The sequence below is a fragment of the Bacillus sp. GZB genome (assembly GCF_001975995.1).
GTDB classification, from domain to species: Bacteria; Bacillota; Bacilli; order Bacillales; family Bacillaceae; genus Bacillus; species Bacillus velezensis.
Genome location: NZ_MTQG01000010.1, coordinates 291,529 through 308,260 on the forward strand (window position 1 = coordinate 291,529; position 16,732 = coordinate 308,260).

Here is a 16,732-nt window from a genome sequence, read left to right on the forward strand (position 1 = left end):
GTCCTCCTTATGCTAGAGCCTTATAGTTATTCAGTAGGTCGGCCATTGTTTTATCGTTATCCGCTAAACTCTGATAGACTTCCAACTCTTCAAGCTCTTTTCGGCGGTTCTCCATTTGGATCTTTAGAGAATTTTTCTCTTTTTCCTTTTCTAAACGTTCTTTGTGACCTTCTAAATCTACTCTTTGGATGACCCACCTGTCCGCTAGTTTGGAGTTGTTTTTGAACCCGACGACTGTACCCGCTCTGACTCCATTCCTTGTATCTACAACAACGCTGTCACCTATAGAAATGCCTTCAAGACAGTTTTTGAAATCGTAATGTTTGAGTGTAGGATCGAACTCTACTACGACAATTTCTCTAATTTCCTGTGGATTTGCTGACATAATAAATCTCTCCTTTAGATTTCTCTAACTTCAAAATAGTTATCGTTCAACAGGCTTAAATAGTTGCGAAAAATTTATTGGCTGCACAATAAAAGGTGACCCTAAGGCCACCTTACGCTGCTTGATCTTCATCTTCGTCCTCATCTTTTTCTGTAAACAACCCTAACTCGTATTCGTGTCCTAATTCTTTCTCCATTTTCTTTTTGACTTCCTTGGCAAAAGTTTCTCTCCAGTCTAGATCACCGTTGGCAATTTGACTTAATTCCTCAGGAGAGAAATTCCCACCCCAATACGGAGAGGCTTCAATGTCTGACTTAAACTGTACGCCTAAATGTTCCGTAGGGATTACATTCTGCATGATTTCAGCTAATTCTTGTAGAGCCGACCACTCGACTGTTTCAGGAGCTTCAAATACTAACTCGTCGTGTACCTGTAACAGGAGATTGACATCATGTTCTTCTAATTTAGATTGATAACCGTTCTCCAACCATTCAGTACGGTCAAAACATACAGTTCCATCGGGGCGCTTAGGGTAAAATAACTCGACCATAGCTTTTTTAACCTGGTCCGCAGAGGTACCCTGGATAAGTACGTTCGTTGATTGCCTTTTGCACTTTTCGACTAGCCAATGCCATTTGCGTTTTCTCCATAGATCGCTAGAGTAAGCCTCTTGCAATGTTTCTCCGAAGCGGCGTTTTCTCCCTAACCAGGTTTCCACATAACCGCTTGCAAGAACCTTTTTATGGGTTTCAGCCTCCCAGCGGAGGTAGTAAGGCAATCCTGCTTTAAATCCATCGATTAGAGCTTTGGCCTCTTCTTTGGTACCTTGAATTTGATCAGCTAGACCGATCTCTGTGATACCGTAAACTGTTCCGAATACAACAGACTTAGTTTTTTTACGAAGTAATTCAAAAAAGCTTGCTAAGGTAGTTGTAACGTTATCGTCCAAAACATCAGAATCTAAATTCGTGCTGTAAGTGGCGTTATATTTGGCGATAGCAAATTGAATTTCCTCAGTGTATTTCCAATTATCCATGGCTTCTTTGAGATTTCTTTCTGTCTCTTCGGCGGTATCACCTTTATAGTTACGGATTTGTTCAAACATGTTATAGTCAAACCCATGCACTTGACAAGTTACTCGGCTATGCATGTCTAGTCCCTTACTGTATACCTCTATTAAAGAAGGTTCTTGGGTAAAGATTGCTAACCACCGCAACTCCTGCTGTGAGAAGTCGATTGATACTAACGTGCGGCCCTCATCGGCTCTGAACCCGTACCGTATTAAGTCAAACTTAGAAGGTATTTGTTGTAAGTTTGGATTGGAGCAGGACATACGGCCTGTCCGAACCAATTGGTTATAAGAACAGTGAATTCGGCCGTCAATTGTGCCTTGGGGTTCTTTAGGGAGTTTATTGCAAAAAGCGTCAATCAACTTAGATAGCCCCCTATACTCCAGTATTAGAGGTATGACAGGGTGTGCGTTTTTGTTCCTAGTAAGTGTCTTCTTATCTGTTTTGTTTTTAGGTACCTGTTTCTTACTTTCCTTGTCATATTCCATGACCGGCTCTAGGATCTTATTATCGACATAGAGCTTACGTGAAAGTTGAGCGGGGGAACCTAAGTTAAATTCCTCGGTTACTTCGTAATGATCTTTATATTTAATCCCGTTCTTTTGTCGAGTTTTAGTTTTCTGTAACACAATTGTCGACCCAAGATGATCGTAGATACCTTGCTTTATCTCTGCAAGTTTCTTTGATAGGGCATACCCGATATCTTTTTCTAGGAAGTCCCCATCTACTTTAATACCTTTACGTTCTGCGGTGGCGAGGACTGGGATTAACGGCATTTCTACTTCTTTAAACAGCTTCATCACACCATCGAGACCGAACGTAGGGTCTTCTAATATAGATTTTTGATATTGGAAAACTGCTTTGGTCATAAAGGTATCGTGACAAGCATAGTAGGTTGCTAAATTGTGCGGGACTTCATCGAACGGGATCTTGTCGAACATACTACCGAATTTGAAAGTAGGCAATTTACGTTCATCTTCCATTAATCCCCGAGCTACCAGGTCAGGTAATGCGTATGTTTTGTACCATTCTTTAAGACCCTTAGGCATATTTTCATTTAGGAGGCCAGCAGCAACCATAGTATCCCAACAAACATTAAATGTGATATCAATATCACACCAGTTATAGAGGACATGGATATCAAACTTTGCGTTAGCTAAGACAAGCTTCTTGTCTTGCTGTAAAAGCTGCCGCAATGTGTCTACTGTCGGGGTGTGGTCTAAAGAAGGGACATCTACAGATGACGGGTGTTTGAATGGTTTGATCGGTAAATCGAAGTGATTGTCGTCCATAAAGCCGATGGAGATTGATATAATCTCATCCTTAAACGGGTTAACCCCATAAGTCTCTGTATCAATGAACACGTAAGGCTCTTGATACATAGTCTTATACATCGTGTAATGTTGTACGAATTTCTCAAATAATTCAGGTGTATTAATTAAATGGTAGTTGTCAGGAACCTTTATCGAGTTTGCTATATCAATTATCTGTTGTTCTTTCTTGGTGACTTTTTTGGCTTTCTTTTTTGGCTCTGACTTTTTGGTGCGTGTCTTTTTTGCGCTTTCTTTCTTTTCTCGTTTGTCCAGCGCACCTAAGATATCGTCTTCTACGGTGTTTTGGTCACTCATTATAAGACCTCCCATAAATAAAGGGGCGATATACTCGCCCCGTTGGTTAGTTTGATAGCGTTAGTTCGGTAAATTGAATCTTTCTTTAGAACGGAAGCTTGCGGCCGGATGTTTGTCCTTGCTGCCCATGGTTTGCAGAAGGGAATCCATTTTGTTGCTGGAATTGGCCTTGTTGCTGGAATTGCTGGCTTTGTGGAGGGAACTGTCCTTGCTGTTGCTGGTACTGCCCTTGCTGGAATTGTTCCTGCTGTTGCTGCATTTGCTGGAACTGGTCTTGTTGTTGTGAAGCACCTGCAAGTAAAGCGTCCATAAATCCTTGGATAGCCTCGGGAGTATGCGGTGTGATTTGATCTTCTAGCGACGGTACTTCAATACCCATTTCATCAAAGTTAGGGATTTGTAGTTCAGGTTTATCTTGACCGTTTGGTTTGTAAGCTCGGGCAGAATAGCTAGTATCGGAAGCACCTTTCCCGGAGCGGTAAATGGTTACGAAATTCTTAGTGGGGTCGATCTCCTCAAGGTTGAACTCTGTGTTGAGTTTTTGGATATGTGTTTTAGCAAGAGAGACAAACTTAACTTTTTGATCTTTTGGATCAAATACACGGAATTTAATTTTGAATCCCGGGTATTTCCCTGGATTCGCTGCGCATAATGGGCAAACATCTTTACCAGGGCAACGTACATATTTTGGGTTTAGCGTCGATTCGTAGTGTTCACGAATTCCGACCAAGTCGTCATACCAGTCAATGAATAAAAGCGTTAAAGGCTTGCCGTCCTCGAAAGTGATGAATTGTGTTCCGCCGCTCAGAATTGCGTCTAATCCTTTTACTGCTGTCATAGTTAACTTCCTCCAATGTATGTGTTTATTTTTTGAGCTTTTGAGGTCTCTGCTCTCACGCTCACAATAATGATCGTTGCTTCTGCTATAACAGTTGCGGATTTTAAGAAAGTTGTTTTAACAAAAGAGGGAAGGGGTACAGTTCACCAAAAACAATCACAATTGTGGGGGTGGGAGCCATTATATTTCCTTGGACTAAACATACTCACAGCCCGCAGATGGGGAATTTAAAAAAACATCTAAACTTTTGAAGAGATGGTGCGATATACCACAAAAATAGAGACAAGTCAAAGGGTGTTTGCAAAAGTTGTTGTGATGATGTATAATGATCACGTGATATTAGAACACCAGTAACCCAAACAATAGTTATCGTTTTGCGTAACCGATTAGTTGCGTTCTGTAACAAAAATGTAATGAAAAACCCAACTGTAAGACATTTACATAGGTGTGTTACGATGATATACTTTTGTTTAAGATGTAGAGATTCTTAACAGGGACACCTGTAGGTCTTAGGACCCACAGATATCACGTAGTTTTTTGAATGCACGAGTAGTATGGGACTTATTGATCTGTAATTCTTCTGCTATTTCTGCTAAACTTAAAGACATAGACACGTGGTTTGAAAGCATGAATTCAATTGCGTTTTGCTCAGTGGGAGTAAAACGATGTCTGTTTGTCTCGAAATCATGTTTCACGTTGAAGATATCGTAACCATGCTCGTCCGAACTCACAACAAATGTGCTGGTGGTTGAGTTATTGTCATCTTGTTGATCTTCTGCCCTAATCCCATCACAAAAGAAGACCGTAGAGGAATTCTGTTCTATCTTTCTATTAGTTTTCCGGTAGTAGTCTACTACTGTTCTTCTAATAATAGTGTGGCAAAAGGATTGTAGATTGTCAGGCGTGACTTTTTGTTTTTTTAGGGCACTTAAAATTTGAATAATGCAGTCTTGTTTAACATCATCTTTATCTTGTAACTTGATCTTGAATAACTCAAAGTTGAATACTTTTTTCATATATGTAGAGTTTAATAGATCCATGATGATTTCATTGATATTGTTTGAGTTAACGGTAGCTGTTGACATAGTTAATTTCCTCCAGTAATTTGAAAGTTTTTGGTTTTTGGGCGTACTTAAAGAAGGCCCTGCCGAATGCCAAATTTCGACAGACCTTTGTAGTCAAATCTTCACACCATCTATAGGTGGCAAAAGTATGACAAGAATCATTAATTTTTAGAGGTCGTACCCTAACAAACTCACAGGCTTACTCTCTAACTTATCTAGCCAACCTAGTTTGAGCAGATCGTTTGAATCAACTTTCGTGCCTCTGCTAAACTGAGAAGGGTAAAGGGTTTGATTAACGATGAACCCCGCTCTCACTAGATCGTTTGTGGCTTGTACAGTGGCGTCCCAACCGGCTTTGTCGTTATCAAAGAAGGTATCAACAATTTCTACTCCTGCTAGTTGGAGTTCCCTAATCTGATTCTTGAAAAGAATTTTACCGTTAGTTGCTACGGCTGCTATGCCTACCTGGTAGTTAGACATAGCGTCAAGAGGTGACTCCACCATCCGTACTCTTTTGATACGGTTTTTTGAGGTTCTAAGTTGATTAATGAAGTTAAGGCCGAAGAGTATATCCTTTTTTATGGGGGACCCTTCATTGATGAACTTAGCACCTTGGTATGAACTCCCTATCTTTCTTTTTTGGAGGAAACGTAGTTCTCCAGTTCTGGTTCTTTGTGGGAATACGATACACTCATTATCAACATCTACTTTAATACCGTAGGTGTTCAATGTATGAGGGGTTATTCCACGCTGGTTGATTAGATACGACGTAGCTACATCGTATGTCCATTTATTCTTAGATGGTGAGTTGTCGAACTTATAAAGTTCACTCTCGTTGAGGAAGGGGATAGTTGTACGCTCTCTCCCATCGTTTATAATCCCATCTACGTTTACAGGAGCACGTGTCTCTTCAAGGATATAGTCAGACAGTAAGATCTTGATGCCCTCACCGTCGTCTAAACCAAAAGCGATCTCTACCGCCTTATCTAGCGTCCCTAAGTAACCGCAATAGAAACAATTTGTATGGTAGGGGGGTTCTTTGGATATTCCAAAGGACGCCCTTGTTTCTGCATGGTTAGGACAACAAGACATGACCCAATCACCTGTATCGTTTTTATGAGAAAAAGCAGTAGGGTTTATACCGAAACTTGAAGAGTGTTGATACTCAAACCTCAGTTCATCGATAATATCCCAGACATCGAGTTGGACGTTTTCTAACATCTCTAAGCTTCTCTTGGACATTTAACTCACTCCTAGAAAAATTGCTCTCCAATTTCACCGTTAAGTACATTTACAAGACCAGTGTCAAAGTTATACCGGACTAAAAAGCTCTGGTTACTTGCATTCCCTCGGTTTTTGATTACTTGGACTTTAAAAGTATTATCGTTTATTTTAATGATCGAGATCCCTTTACTGGCGTCTTGGAAAATAGCATATGTTTCGCCAACATCCTCGCCTTGAACTTCACTATTCTCCAAGCTTTTCTTAACTCTCTTCGCAGAGTCACGGTTTGCTTGGGCAACAATGTACCCTGGAATCCCTGTACCTAAAATCATTTCCCTGACTTCTGCGGAAACATCGAATAATCTTTGTCGGAGATCTCCGTTCCCGAGTGAATTATTCAATCTAACCTTCGATAACTGGTCTAAAACAAATCGATTGTGGCCTTCTGATTCGAGAATACGTTGGATTTCTGATATAGTGTACGGCCGTCCTCCATTACTTTGAACATCATAAACTACCATGTCTTTTTGCTTTTGTTTTAGGCAATCAAGAAAATCAATGTACTTGTCTTTTTGTTCTTCCGTCATTGTCCCGCGTTGCATTGCTAAATTAGATACCCCGGCAAGGACATTATCCCAGTTCCTTGCAATCTCTTCCGCTCTTTGTTCAAGTGCAAAGTATGCCGGGAAATCCCAATCCAAAGAACTATTCCACTGAGACTGTAACATGAAGGAAGTCATCAAAGTCTTACCCATATTGGAAGGGGCGAAGACTAAAAAGTAATCCGTCTCCTCTCCGCCACTGACCATTCCATTAGTTGCCAAGTCTAAGGGAGCAAAGCCTGTTGTGTATCCGAGGATGTCGTTCTCGTTTCTTCCATGGATAGAAAGGTATTTGTCTTTACGTTGCTCTGCCATCCCTATGTATGAATACCCTCTACTTTGACTGCCTACCAACTTCAAAAGATTGGTGGATTGGATTTTCATCTCTTGAAGAGCGTCAATAGTTTTCTTTTCGGCCACTAATTCTGCTGATTTTTTCAAAACAGGTTTATATTGCCTATGTAGCCAATCCTCCCTTAAAGAATCGACGACAATCTCGACTTTCTCTATTTCGACTGGTTCAAATTCTTCGAACTTGTTCATGACAGTTTCAAGGGTTGGTAGCTGTCCGTTGGTTTTTTTAAAACTGCTTATGAAATTAAAAGCGTCTTTATGGACAGGGAAATATTCCTCATTAAACCCATTCTTATCTACAACATCCCAATCTTTTGTTTCGAGGGAATAATTCAATAATTGCAATTCTTCGATACTCGGCATAAGGCGGCCCTCACTTTCTCTATGATCACATTAGTTATCGGAGGAGGTACCTAGCTAGTTGCGAAAAAATATTTTTTTTATTTTTAATCAAATAAGAACGTATGTTTGGTTTTTGATTAAAAAGGGGAAGGCGGCCATTTAGTGGGATTGGTGTATACACACTGTGTTTCGGTTTTGTTTCAAAATCGTAGGTTCATTCCTATACGTGTGATGTAATTTCCCTATTGGGCTACCTTCCAGTAATAATCTTTTAATATTAAACTATGTTGGTTTATTGACGTATTCAAGTTTTTGAAGGGTTTGCTGTTTGAAGTAGTTTTTATGAAGCTGGCAAAGTTGATCCAAAGATTATCTCTCCTTTGTAACTAACTCGATGAAATAATTATAACACATTAAAATGGTATTGTAAATACTAAATAGGTATGTTGTTTCGGTTCTTTTGTCCTACTCTTTAAGGTTTCTCCAAGTCTGCCCGTTAGAATCATATTCACTATTCGGGTTTCTTTTTTGGGAATAGTACCTAAAAAGATAAGGCTCTTATTTGAGCCTTGGTACAATCTCAGATATATCAACTCCTGCGTGATCGAGATTCTCTATGACCATCTGTTGGGACCTTGTGTCTGAGAATCCTCGATTAAAGGGAACTTCCCAGTAATGAGGGTCATTTATCGAAAATTCTTTTGTTCCTTTATCCCATTCAATGACCCTTAATTCAGTTAATTTATCTAGTTCTTCAGCTATTTTCGTCTTGCTAACCCCACATAATTCAAAATCCTGCATGTTTTTAATAAGTGCTACTTTTTTGTTGTAGGGGAATGAGAACGTATAAATAAAAGTAATAATTTTCAACTGTCTTTTTGTGAAATCCCTTTTTAGCATTTCCCTGCTTATGTGTATTTCACTCGCTACGATATCAGGGTTTCTGTTCATGTATTGGCTGCCTACAATCCCATTAAATGCCCGATCGATTTTTTCGTTAGCTTCGTATGACCATTTCTGCAATACTTACCACCCCTAAGTTTTATTCTTGGGTTTATGGGACTATTCGGGTGATACTATTGAACTAAAAGATAAAGGAATGAACCAATTTAAACAAAATTTTGAATAATTGTCAACTATATTTTAGAAAAAATGTGTAAAAGTATATAAAGATCCCCTAGATCTATCCTAAGAGTAGGGGATCAAGGGATCTTTTAAGGAATTATGATTGTTTTTTCTGTCCTTCTGTTGCGGCCACCTAACTGAAAAACAGTAGTATTGTATAACAGCCGGGAAGTAATAATATCTCCTAAACAGTCTTCGCTCTCCAGTTGCGGGATACCTAAATTGGAAGTGAAGAAGGTCGATAGTTTATTCTCTTTCCGGTAGTCGATGAGATCATAGGTTAAGTCTCTCACATACTTAGTGAGCCGGCCGCTGCCAATATCATCAAGAATTAACAAGGGGACTTCTTTCATTTTTTGCATGTCTTTTAGAATTTTCAAACTGTAGTCTTCGTCGTTCAGTTGATACACTTGACGTAACTCATTAGCCCAGGTACCGTACTTGATGTAGAGGACAAGCGGATTTTCAAAATCAAACATCAAAGGATTCATTACATTGTTTAATAAAAATTCCATAGCAAAAGAGATGGCCGTATAGGTTTTTCCTGTACCTTTCTGGGGATGTACAAAACCTAAGTTGTTTCCTTTGCTTACTTGCTCATTGACTGTGTCGAAAACGCCTTCGAAGTATGATTTAAAGCGTTCATTATCTTGATCGTACGCAAACCTCCCACGATTTGCATTTCGGTATTCAGGAGGGATACCTGATAAGGAAAATGCTTGTTCTAACAACACGTACCCATTACATTCAGGGTTGACGTCATAATCAGAGGGGAGGGGGGTTTTTCCGCTTCTTCGGCCGCACCAATCCTTCACTAGGCAGGAAGCACATGTGGTATAAGGATCTTTTTGTTGAATCATTAATCGTTTCCTCCTAACATCTTTTTAAGCATTTCTTCACTTGAGAGTGTCTCTGTAGGCTGTACTAGAACACTGTCGGTTTCTCGCTTTTTCGGTTCCTTCTTCTCGATATAGAATGGCTTCTTACCGTTAAGGAGGTAGGTCTGAACCTCCCCAATCCGGTTAGATGAAAGGTAATCAAGAGTTAGGTTGTCATACCCAATATCAAAAACACCGTCTATATATTTTTTTAGAAGCTCTTTGCCACCAGTGTTTCGGATAACGTTTCTCATCATTCCGGTGTGTTTCTTTATATTGCGTGGGTGGGCATGGCCGGTCTTATCTAAATACTTGTCGTAATAATATTCTTTAAACTGTTCGACGCCCCAGTCGGACACCGTCATTAACCCCCAATGGTTTTTCTTGTCTCCTACAGGGACATTGCGTTTTCTCCTTGAATTCTGTGCATTTTCTTCCTCCGCTGCTGTTGAAGAAATTGTTTGTTCTTCTTTAGCGGTAGGCTTTTGAAATTTCATGTTTCTAGGAAGTAGACCCACTTCTAAATCTCCCCCTCTCAGGACATGTTTTAAAAGCTCGATTAACTGTTTTTCAGAGTCCTCCTCCGTACTCATGTCTTGTAGTCGGTAGCCGTTCTCCTCCATATACTTTAGAATTTTATCTTTCGCCGGAAGTATTTTCCTCCAACCATAGAGGTGAGTCAGCTTAGACATGCTTCTCCAAAACATCTCAGATACGAGTAGGAGAGGGACCTGGTGAACGTCCTTTACGTGATAGTGGTTACTCCTTCCTCGTCCACGAGTCTCTTTTTCGATTAGCCCCTTACTGACTAGTTCGTTTATATAAGAGACGACACTGTTGACGGAGCAAGAACTCGAAATAGCTAACTTATAAGTGCTGGGAAAGGCGTAATGCCCTTTCTCATAAACGTGGTTTAGAATATTTGAGTAAACGGTTTTTGCGTCATTGCTTAGATTGAGGCAGTTCTCGACCATACTAGGTGTTTGAATATGCCCTTTATTAAAAGAATCACGGTATATGAATTGTTTTTCATCTGATACGCTTACTTTGGTTGACAACAGTTTCACCCCCTCGTTGTATTTATCGTGGTGGGTAAGGGGATAGTTGCGATAAAGTCAAAATGAAAAAGGCAACCCCCATGGGGTTGCCTTTATTTAGTCCGATTCACACTATTTCCTTTTGTTTAAGGTGATCTGCAAAATCTGCAATATCGTCAATGCCTGTCTTTTCATCGTACCAGGAAACCCATTCCTGTAACTCCTCATCAAACATTTCTACAAATGTCACGTTTGCGTAATCTCCTTTGATCCTATTGTTGTATTGAAATAAGTCATAATCACCTAAAACTTTACTGACTAGTAAAGCCTCCTCTAAGTTTTTCACTTCAACTTTGAAAGCTTTGCAAGGCAATTGCGGTATATGGCATACTCTTAATATATTGTTCACTATTGTACCTCCTACACAAATAATGGCGAATGGTTAAATAAATCTTTCGGTAACGTTTACCATTTGAGTTATCTTGATGTTAATCGCATTCCTAGAAAGCAGGTAGTCTATTCGCGGCTTGACCTCATCTTCTTTAAGCCAAAGGTTTTATGGTTGTATAGATAATAAATTTTGTACATGCTTAACCTCTTCCGGAAGATTTAGTTTTGTTGTTTAGCAACTGCCAATAACTTAGAAGGGGTAATTCTCTTTTACCTCACCAATAAGTTCTAAAATCTCTTTCTTGGTCGTACTGCTGCCTATGCTGTTAAGGATTGTCGAAAGTAGAGAGGAGGCTGTATTTAATTCGGAAGTTAATACTTGTATCTTCTCTAAAGCAAGGTCTAATTCGTTTTTTCCTTTTTGTTTCCTCTGCCATCCGTCCGTTTGCTCAAGATCTTCAACATAAAGGAGATCATGGTGGATTTTGCTTAGCACTTCTAGACGTTGGTTGTTGCCTTCTCCTTTGTGTATCTCATATCGAATTAGCCCAAAAATATAGTCGATAAATTTTCTTCGTTCGAGATGTGTTTCGTCTTTAATCCACGCGCCCAACTAAACCAAACCTTTCAATAATTGGTGGCTAAAATAAATTGTTGATTCACTTTCACACACGTCACAGGATACTTCATTGAAGTTTTGGAGTCAACCTACCTCGGATAATTTCAACTCGAATGTAATTCCAGTACCGTTGATATCAAGGGGCTTGGCCCCATCCTTAGACATTGTAATCCAGTAGTCCATTTGCCAACCATTATAGTTTTGTTCTGAACTACTATAGCCAAGACCCTTCAGTAATTGTTCCAACGTATAAGGGTTGAGAGCGGTATCGCTTAGATCGATTTCTAATAACTCCTCAGTGTCTTGTGAAGTGGCTGCTTCAACCTTATCGATAAACTCCTGAATGACTGGAGTATACTTCTCCTTCACTTCATCAGTTAAAATCCATGTACTCATTCTAAATTACCTCCCTGGCGGCTTTTTGGTTTATCTCGATAAGTAGGTTGCTGACCTTTCGGTAATCGGGCTTATCAGGCAGAGGTGATCTTTTGGAAATTTTCTTTAAGTTATTGTCTAATTCCTCGATCATTTCCAATGCTTCCTCAAAAGTATACGCTCCGTTCCTACAGTCTAAGAGTAGTTTCCTGTTTGGTCGGTGGGTGCTGAAATCACAAGTTTCTAGAATTTCAATAGCGCTCGTAAGCAAGCGGACACTGTGCATAAAGAGTTTTGTATCGTACCCAAACTTTCCGATTAAATCCTGCCTGCCTGCGCCGTTTGAGTTTTTTGCTTTTAATTTCTGGATTTGTGAGTAGGCATAGCCACCGAACTTTTTCTGTATGTTTTTAGAGAGGAACAGATGGCGATTATCTACTAGAAGTTCACCCAAAGAGGATATCCTAATATAATCCTCACGGTTAATAAAAAGAATTTCAATGTTGTTAGGGACACCTTGCATAGCGTCTCTAACAAATTTGTTAATGTGTATGATACTGATATCTACATCATCTTTTGTGTTTTTGAAATTCTTTCCTCCGGTATTGTTGTACTCGTTGAATGACTCTAAGCCGAAATAATACTCGATAGGGGGGACACAAATCCCTTTGAAATCTCTATCAGAAGAATCGGTATTTGTCCCGTAAGCATGACTACCTGTAGGTGCTAGAAGAATGGTTCTTTCCTCTAACCACCCTACGTTGGATTGGTGTAAATCTACTTTAGTCATAATGGTCCTCCTTCTTTCGATCTTAATGGTGCAATCAAATAGGTTATATGCTTACGGGTCTTGAAATAGCCAAATCGCCTTGAAGATAGAAATCTATACCGTCGTCAACTGTCTTGAATGGTGGTTTCATCTTATCTTCGATACCCCATAGATCAAGTTCTCCAACGGCTTCGACCATAGCAGATATTTCATCGGGGGCATTGACAATAACAACTTCAAGGTCTTTCTGAAATCTATCGACAGCTACCGCATACTTGCTCATAGTAATCTCTCCCTAAGTAAATTCTGTTTAGTTATTTGGATTGGACCGCCTGACGTTAGGCACACTTGCAATCTCTAGTTTTCTATGGGACTTTCTAAAAATGTAATCTAGGTTTTCACCTTTCTTTATGGTCCCATCCTGTTCAAGGTGTTTGTTAGGTATCCATACGTTTTGGTTAGTGTCATTAATTAAAAATCGCTTCGCTTTATACTGTTTGTAATTACGCTTAATCAGTCGCAGCGGGATACCGTTATAACTCTGTTGTTCTGTATTCAGTTTCATAGTGTACCTCCGAGTTAAAGGGGAGTTAGCCCTGTGGTGAATTAATACGGCCGCCTAAAGACCTTTTGGTGAAGTGGGTTGCCCGCCTAAGCGGAGGCGCCATCAAGAACACTAAGGATTTTCTGTGTCCCTAACGGTTGTTCTACTGTGCTATCAATAACAAACTGTTTTTCCTCTAGAAGCTTTTCGATTCTTTCGTCGATAGTGCTCCGGCTAATGAGGGAGTAGACGTTAATTGACCCTGTAGCTCCTCCGGTTTGCCCGAACCTCCAGGCCCTACCGATACATTGAGAAATGTAACTTGGAGACCAAGGCTTGCTAGTGAAAATGACATTGTTGGCCTTGGTACCAGTCCAGCCTTCCCGGCTTGCGGATTCAGTGCAGATAATTACTTTACAGGAGTCGTCTTCTTGAAATTTATCGACCATCATTTGTCTCTCTGATACCTCTTGACTGCCTTTAGCCTGGGTACCAACATCCCCAGTGATATAGGAGGGGTTATATTGAGAGAAGTGCTCCACCATAACGTGAGTCATTCGTTTAGACCTTGTAAACACTATAGCTTTCTCTCCGCGATCTGTAATCTCCTCAAGGAGATTCTCCAGCTCTGTAAGTTTTCCACTACCTTTTTTACCTGAATCTCCGCCCACAATTTCAGCTGATTCTGCAACCTGAGCTAACCGAGCGTGCTTCGCTAATTCAGACGGTACGTCTTCAAAGAACATGTCCTCAAAATCAATACCCTCATAATCACCTTTTTCGATAGCGTTATACAGCTTTCTTTGCGGTGGAGTCATCTCGACATAAATAGGTTTAGATACAACAGGGGGGAGGTCTTTTAGTACATCTGTCTTCAAACGGCGTAACATGTTCGATTGCAAGATTGTTTTAATTTCCCAAAGATTTTTATATCTAGCTATGTTACCCCAACCATCCAACTCACAGAATTTATTGCGGAAATGGAAATAGTTATACCGAATTGCCCCCATCCAAAACAGCATGTTGTACATATCGATTATTTCATTTATAACTGGGCTGGCAGTAATTGCATACCTTTGTTTGGGTCCGATCCTGTGGATGAGTTTTCCAAGAGAAGTGTCAACATTTTTAATTTTGTGACATTCGTCGATATACATAATGTCAAAAGGTTTCGCTTTATTGATGGAGATGAAGTGTTGGATGTCTGTACGGAATGTCTCGTAAGAAACCACTACCAGTCCGACGCTATCATCTCTTTCTAACAGCTCGTACTTTTTGACTCTCTGTTTTGCTTTACCTTCAACCGTAACTACATTTAAATGCGTGAACTTTTCTGCCTGGTTTTTAACATCGTAAATGAGACCAGCTTTGGTAACATATAGACCCCACTTAGCGATACCGTTTTGAATTTTTGCGTCGTGTTGGCACAGTATGGGTGGTGTTTTTCCTACACCTTCTTGATCTGAGATCAAAAGGAAGTCTCGTTGTAACATAAGATTAAAGGTCACTATCTGATGTTCTCTGAGCGGCAACTTTGGTTCGTAGTCGACTATGCACTCGGTAGGGATATCTCTTGTGTCAATGCCTCTGGCTAGAGTGCCCATACTATCTGCATTACTTTTCCAAACAACCATGTAGTCCTTTGTCTTCTGAAAAAACTCACCTAAAGCGGAGTAGGGGAGGCCGTAACACATAGGTTCTTGAGCTTTACCCCAGCCATCGATTGTCATGATTATGTTTACGATTTCGGGGTCTAATTTCCTTAATTTTATTTTTAAATAGTCTTGATTATGGGATGTAAATTTAGATACTTCAATCATATGATCACCTCACCTACAATAAGTGGTCGCTTTTAAGCTGAGTTGAGTTGCGATTTTAGGGTGCTAATCTTTCGAGTTCTAAAAGCTTTTTGACTCGTTCGATTTCCTTATCCGAATGGACCGTCCCGCCGCTATTGAGTTGGATATACCATTCCAAAACTTCTTCTCTTGTTTTGAGGCTGTTGACGTGGATTCGCAGTCTAGCAGAGTGGGGGAGTCTATCTTCGAATTCATGGTGATAGTGACCGAAAACTTTTATCTCGTTGTTTAAAAACCTGAGGCACGCCGTAATACGTTGAAGTCCATCTACGCAAACAAACCACCCATCACCACCGCCTTGCCAGTTTGGGTGGTTGAGGTAAATATCTAACCCTGATCTTCCACCCCTGAGTAAAAATTCAACAAATTTTGTTTGCTGTTTTTCGTTCCAAACATGGCCTCGCTGGAAGTCAGGGTTAAGTTCGAGTCCGTATTCCAAGTATTCATCAATTGTTGTCTTGAGATAGTTTAATCCAACATCAATAGCGTACCCACCACTACTAATGAACGGCTTTATATCCCTGAAACGCAAAATAATCGACCTCCTGTTGTTAAAACCCTAGATTATATAATCTAATTGCGGGGACAAAGGGAACTGTATCAAGTAAGTTTATTAGCCAACTCGAATGCTAAACTTTTAATGTTATCGAGGCTTCTTTGCTCTCCTTCTACTAAATCGATTAGATTGAACAATGCTTCCTCTAGTTCTTTATTTTCGTCCCCAAATTTTCGGATGATGTTCATTATTTCTTGGGTGATTTTAGTAAACTTAATCTTTTCGATGTTGTTTGTATCCATTAGTGAACCTCCGTATTTTACTCGTATTGAAACCCAAGTGTTTCAATGTATTCTTTGAAAGATAACCCTTCTTTTTGTGCCTGGTGGGAAATAGCCATATAAAGCTTTTTATCACGCTTGTATAGCCCTGAAATTTTTTGCTGCCCTTCATAAAGTGCGCCTAATAGTTCCTTGAAACGGTTCGGAGAAATGGTGCTGCTATAGGTATAGTCAAGCCCCCAACGAAGGAGGACCTCTGAGGGTGGCCCGTAAGTTTGCAATTTCCTATACCTGCTTGGGTAGTCTTCTTTTAAGGTGGAAAGATTAACTCTAAGTCCAAACTTTCTCTGTAGAGACCTTTTAAACTGCTTTTCAGGGTTATCTACCTGCCTGGGTACCAGCAATTCCAGTTGAGGGTCAATGTCGAACAATGCAGATCTTATCTTATGGTTGATTGTCTTGTCCGTTGCTAGGCGGCGGAGAGCGACATCTAATATTTCGTCAGCATGGATAACTTTATTTTTGTCTGCGTACCTAACAAGGCGGCTAGCAACGTGCTTCAATATTCAGCGTCCTCTTTTTTACGTTCGATTTGAAATATATCTTCAACAGCTACCCCGAGGTATTCAGCAATAGCCATAGCCACAATCAGAGATGGGTTGTAGTTTTCTGACTTAATAAAAGTCACTGAGCTATGGGCGACACCTACATAGTCAGCTATCTCTTTATGCACTTCCTGGAGGCTGACAGGTTTGTTTCTTTTGATAGTTAACTCTGCTTGTTTGATTCTTAAATAATGTCCCAAGTTGTTCTTTAATTTAAATGGGTATTCTTTTCTAACCAATTCGATTT

At 40.0% G+C, this 16,732-nt stretch carries 20 protein-coding genes; all 20 read right to left on the bottom strand.

Going from position 1 to position 16,732, the window contains the following annotated elements; translation table 11 throughout:
- Window positions 1-7: 7 nt before the first annotated feature.
- The 20 genes from BXO87_RS01740 to BXO87_RS01835 all read right to left on the bottom strand — a co-directional run bounded on the left by BXO87_RS01740 (window position 8) and on the right by BXO87_RS01835 (window position 16,724).
- A complete protein-coding gene (locus tag BXO87_RS01740; RefSeq protein ID WP_076851080.1) occupies window positions 8-385 on the bottom strand; it encodes a hypothetical protein in 378 nt (125 codons plus the stop codon).
- 112 nt (window positions 386-497) lie between these two features.
- On the bottom strand, window positions 498-3,083 hold the full coding sequence (locus BXO87_RS20920; protein ID WP_076851081.1) for a DNA polymerase: 2,586 nt from the start codon (window positions 3,081-3,083) through the stop codon (window positions 498-500).
- Between the two features lie 85 nt (window positions 3,084-3,168).
- On the bottom strand, window positions 3,169-3,921 hold the full coding sequence (locus BXO87_RS01750) for a hypothetical protein (RefSeq protein WP_076851082.1): 753 nt from the start codon (window positions 3,919-3,921) through the stop codon (window positions 3,169-3,171).
- A gap of 509 nt (window positions 3,922-4,430) precedes the next feature.
- Window positions 4,431-5,006, bottom strand: a complete 576-nt coding sequence (locus BXO87_RS01755) for an RNA polymerase sigma factor (RefSeq protein WP_076851083.1) — start codon at window positions 5,004-5,006, stop codon at window positions 4,431-4,433.
- A gap of 147 nt (window positions 5,007-5,153) precedes the next feature.
- The gene (locus BXO87_RS01760; protein ID WP_076851084.1) at window positions 5,154-6,227 is read right to left on the bottom strand and encodes a toprim domain-containing protein; all 1,074 of its coding nucleotides are present in this window, start codon (window positions 6,225-6,227) and stop codon (window positions 5,154-5,156) included.
- A gap of 11 nt (window positions 6,228-6,238) precedes the next feature.
- On the bottom strand, window positions 6,239-7,528 hold the full coding sequence (locus BXO87_RS01765) for a DnaB-like helicase C-terminal domain-containing protein (protein WP_076851085.1): 1,290 nt from the start codon (window positions 7,526-7,528) through the stop codon (window positions 6,239-6,241).
- Window positions 7,529-8,065: 537 nt separating this feature from the next.
- A complete protein-coding gene (locus tag BXO87_RS01770; protein WP_076851086.1) occupies window positions 8,066-8,530 on the bottom strand; it encodes a replication protein in 465 nt (154 codons plus the stop codon).
- Between the two features lie 191 nt (window positions 8,531-8,721).
- Window positions 8,722-9,492, bottom strand: coding sequence for an ATP-binding protein (locus BXO87_RS01775; protein WP_076851087.1), 771 nt, complete (start codon window positions 9,490-9,492; stop codon window positions 8,722-8,724).
- Window positions 9,492-10,568: a helix-turn-helix domain-containing protein gene (locus BXO87_RS01780; RefSeq protein ID WP_076851088.1), complete on the bottom strand. Its 1,077-nt coding sequence runs from the start codon at window positions 10,566-10,568 to the stop codon at window positions 9,492-9,494. Before BXO87_RS01780 ends, BXO87_RS01775 begins: the two co-directional genes overlap by 1 nt.
- A gap of 106 nt (window positions 10,569-10,674) precedes the next feature.
- The gene (locus tag BXO87_RS01785) at window positions 10,675-10,956 is read right to left on the bottom strand and encodes a hypothetical protein (protein WP_204514285.1); all 282 of its coding nucleotides are present in this window, start codon (window positions 10,954-10,956) and stop codon (window positions 10,675-10,677) included.
- A gap of 231 nt (window positions 10,957-11,187) precedes the next feature.
- Complete coding sequence (locus tag BXO87_RS01790) at window positions 11,188-11,550, bottom strand: hypothetical protein (protein ID WP_076851090.1); 363 nt, start codon at window positions 11,548-11,550, stop codon at window positions 11,188-11,190.
- 90 nt (window positions 11,551-11,640) lie between these two features.
- A complete protein-coding gene (locus BXO87_RS01795; RefSeq protein ID WP_076851091.1) occupies window positions 11,641-11,952 on the bottom strand; it encodes a hypothetical protein in 312 nt (103 codons plus the stop codon).
- 1 nt (window position 11,953) lies between these two features.
- On the bottom strand, window positions 11,954-12,721 hold the full coding sequence (locus BXO87_RS01800; RefSeq protein WP_076851092.1) for a nucleotidyltransferase domain-containing protein: 768 nt from the start codon (window positions 12,719-12,721) through the stop codon (window positions 11,954-11,956).
- Window positions 12,722-12,764: 43 nt separating this feature from the next.
- Entirely contained in the window at window positions 12,765-12,983 is a 219-nt protein-coding gene (locus BXO87_RS01805) for a hypothetical protein (RefSeq protein ID WP_076851093.1), read from the bottom strand.
- 27 nt (window positions 12,984-13,010) lie between these two features.
- Entirely contained in the window at window positions 13,011-13,265 is a 255-nt protein-coding gene (locus BXO87_RS01810) for a hypothetical protein (RefSeq protein ID WP_076851094.1), read from the bottom strand.
- Between the two features lie 86 nt (window positions 13,266-13,351).
- The gene (locus BXO87_RS01815; protein ID WP_076851095.1) at window positions 13,352-15,064 is read right to left on the bottom strand and encodes a DEAD/DEAH box helicase; all 1,713 of its coding nucleotides are present in this window, start codon (window positions 15,062-15,064) and stop codon (window positions 13,352-13,354) included.
- A 55-nt stretch (window positions 15,065-15,119) separates the two neighbouring features.
- Window positions 15,120-15,635 carry a DUF262 domain-containing protein gene (locus BXO87_RS01820; protein ID WP_076851096.1) on the bottom strand — a complete coding sequence of 172 codons (516 nt, stop codon included), beginning with the start codon at window positions 15,633-15,635 and terminating at the stop codon, window positions 15,120-15,122.
- A gap of 68 nt (window positions 15,636-15,703) precedes the next feature.
- Window positions 15,704-15,901 (bottom strand): hypothetical protein, encoded by a 198-nt coding sequence (locus BXO87_RS01825; RefSeq protein WP_076851097.1) that lies wholly within the window; start codon window positions 15,899-15,901, stop codon window positions 15,704-15,706.
- 17 nt (window positions 15,902-15,918) lie between these two features.
- The gene (locus BXO87_RS01830; RefSeq protein ID WP_076851098.1) at window positions 15,919-16,443 is read right to left on the bottom strand and encodes a hypothetical protein; all 525 of its coding nucleotides are present in this window, start codon (window positions 16,441-16,443) and stop codon (window positions 15,919-15,921) included.
- Window positions 16,440-16,724, bottom strand: a complete 285-nt coding sequence (locus BXO87_RS01835) for a helix-turn-helix transcriptional regulator (RefSeq protein ID WP_076851099.1) — start codon at window positions 16,722-16,724, stop codon at window positions 16,440-16,442. Before BXO87_RS01835 ends, BXO87_RS01830 begins: the two co-directional genes overlap by 4 nt.
- Window positions 16,725-16,732: the final 8 nt, after the last annotated feature.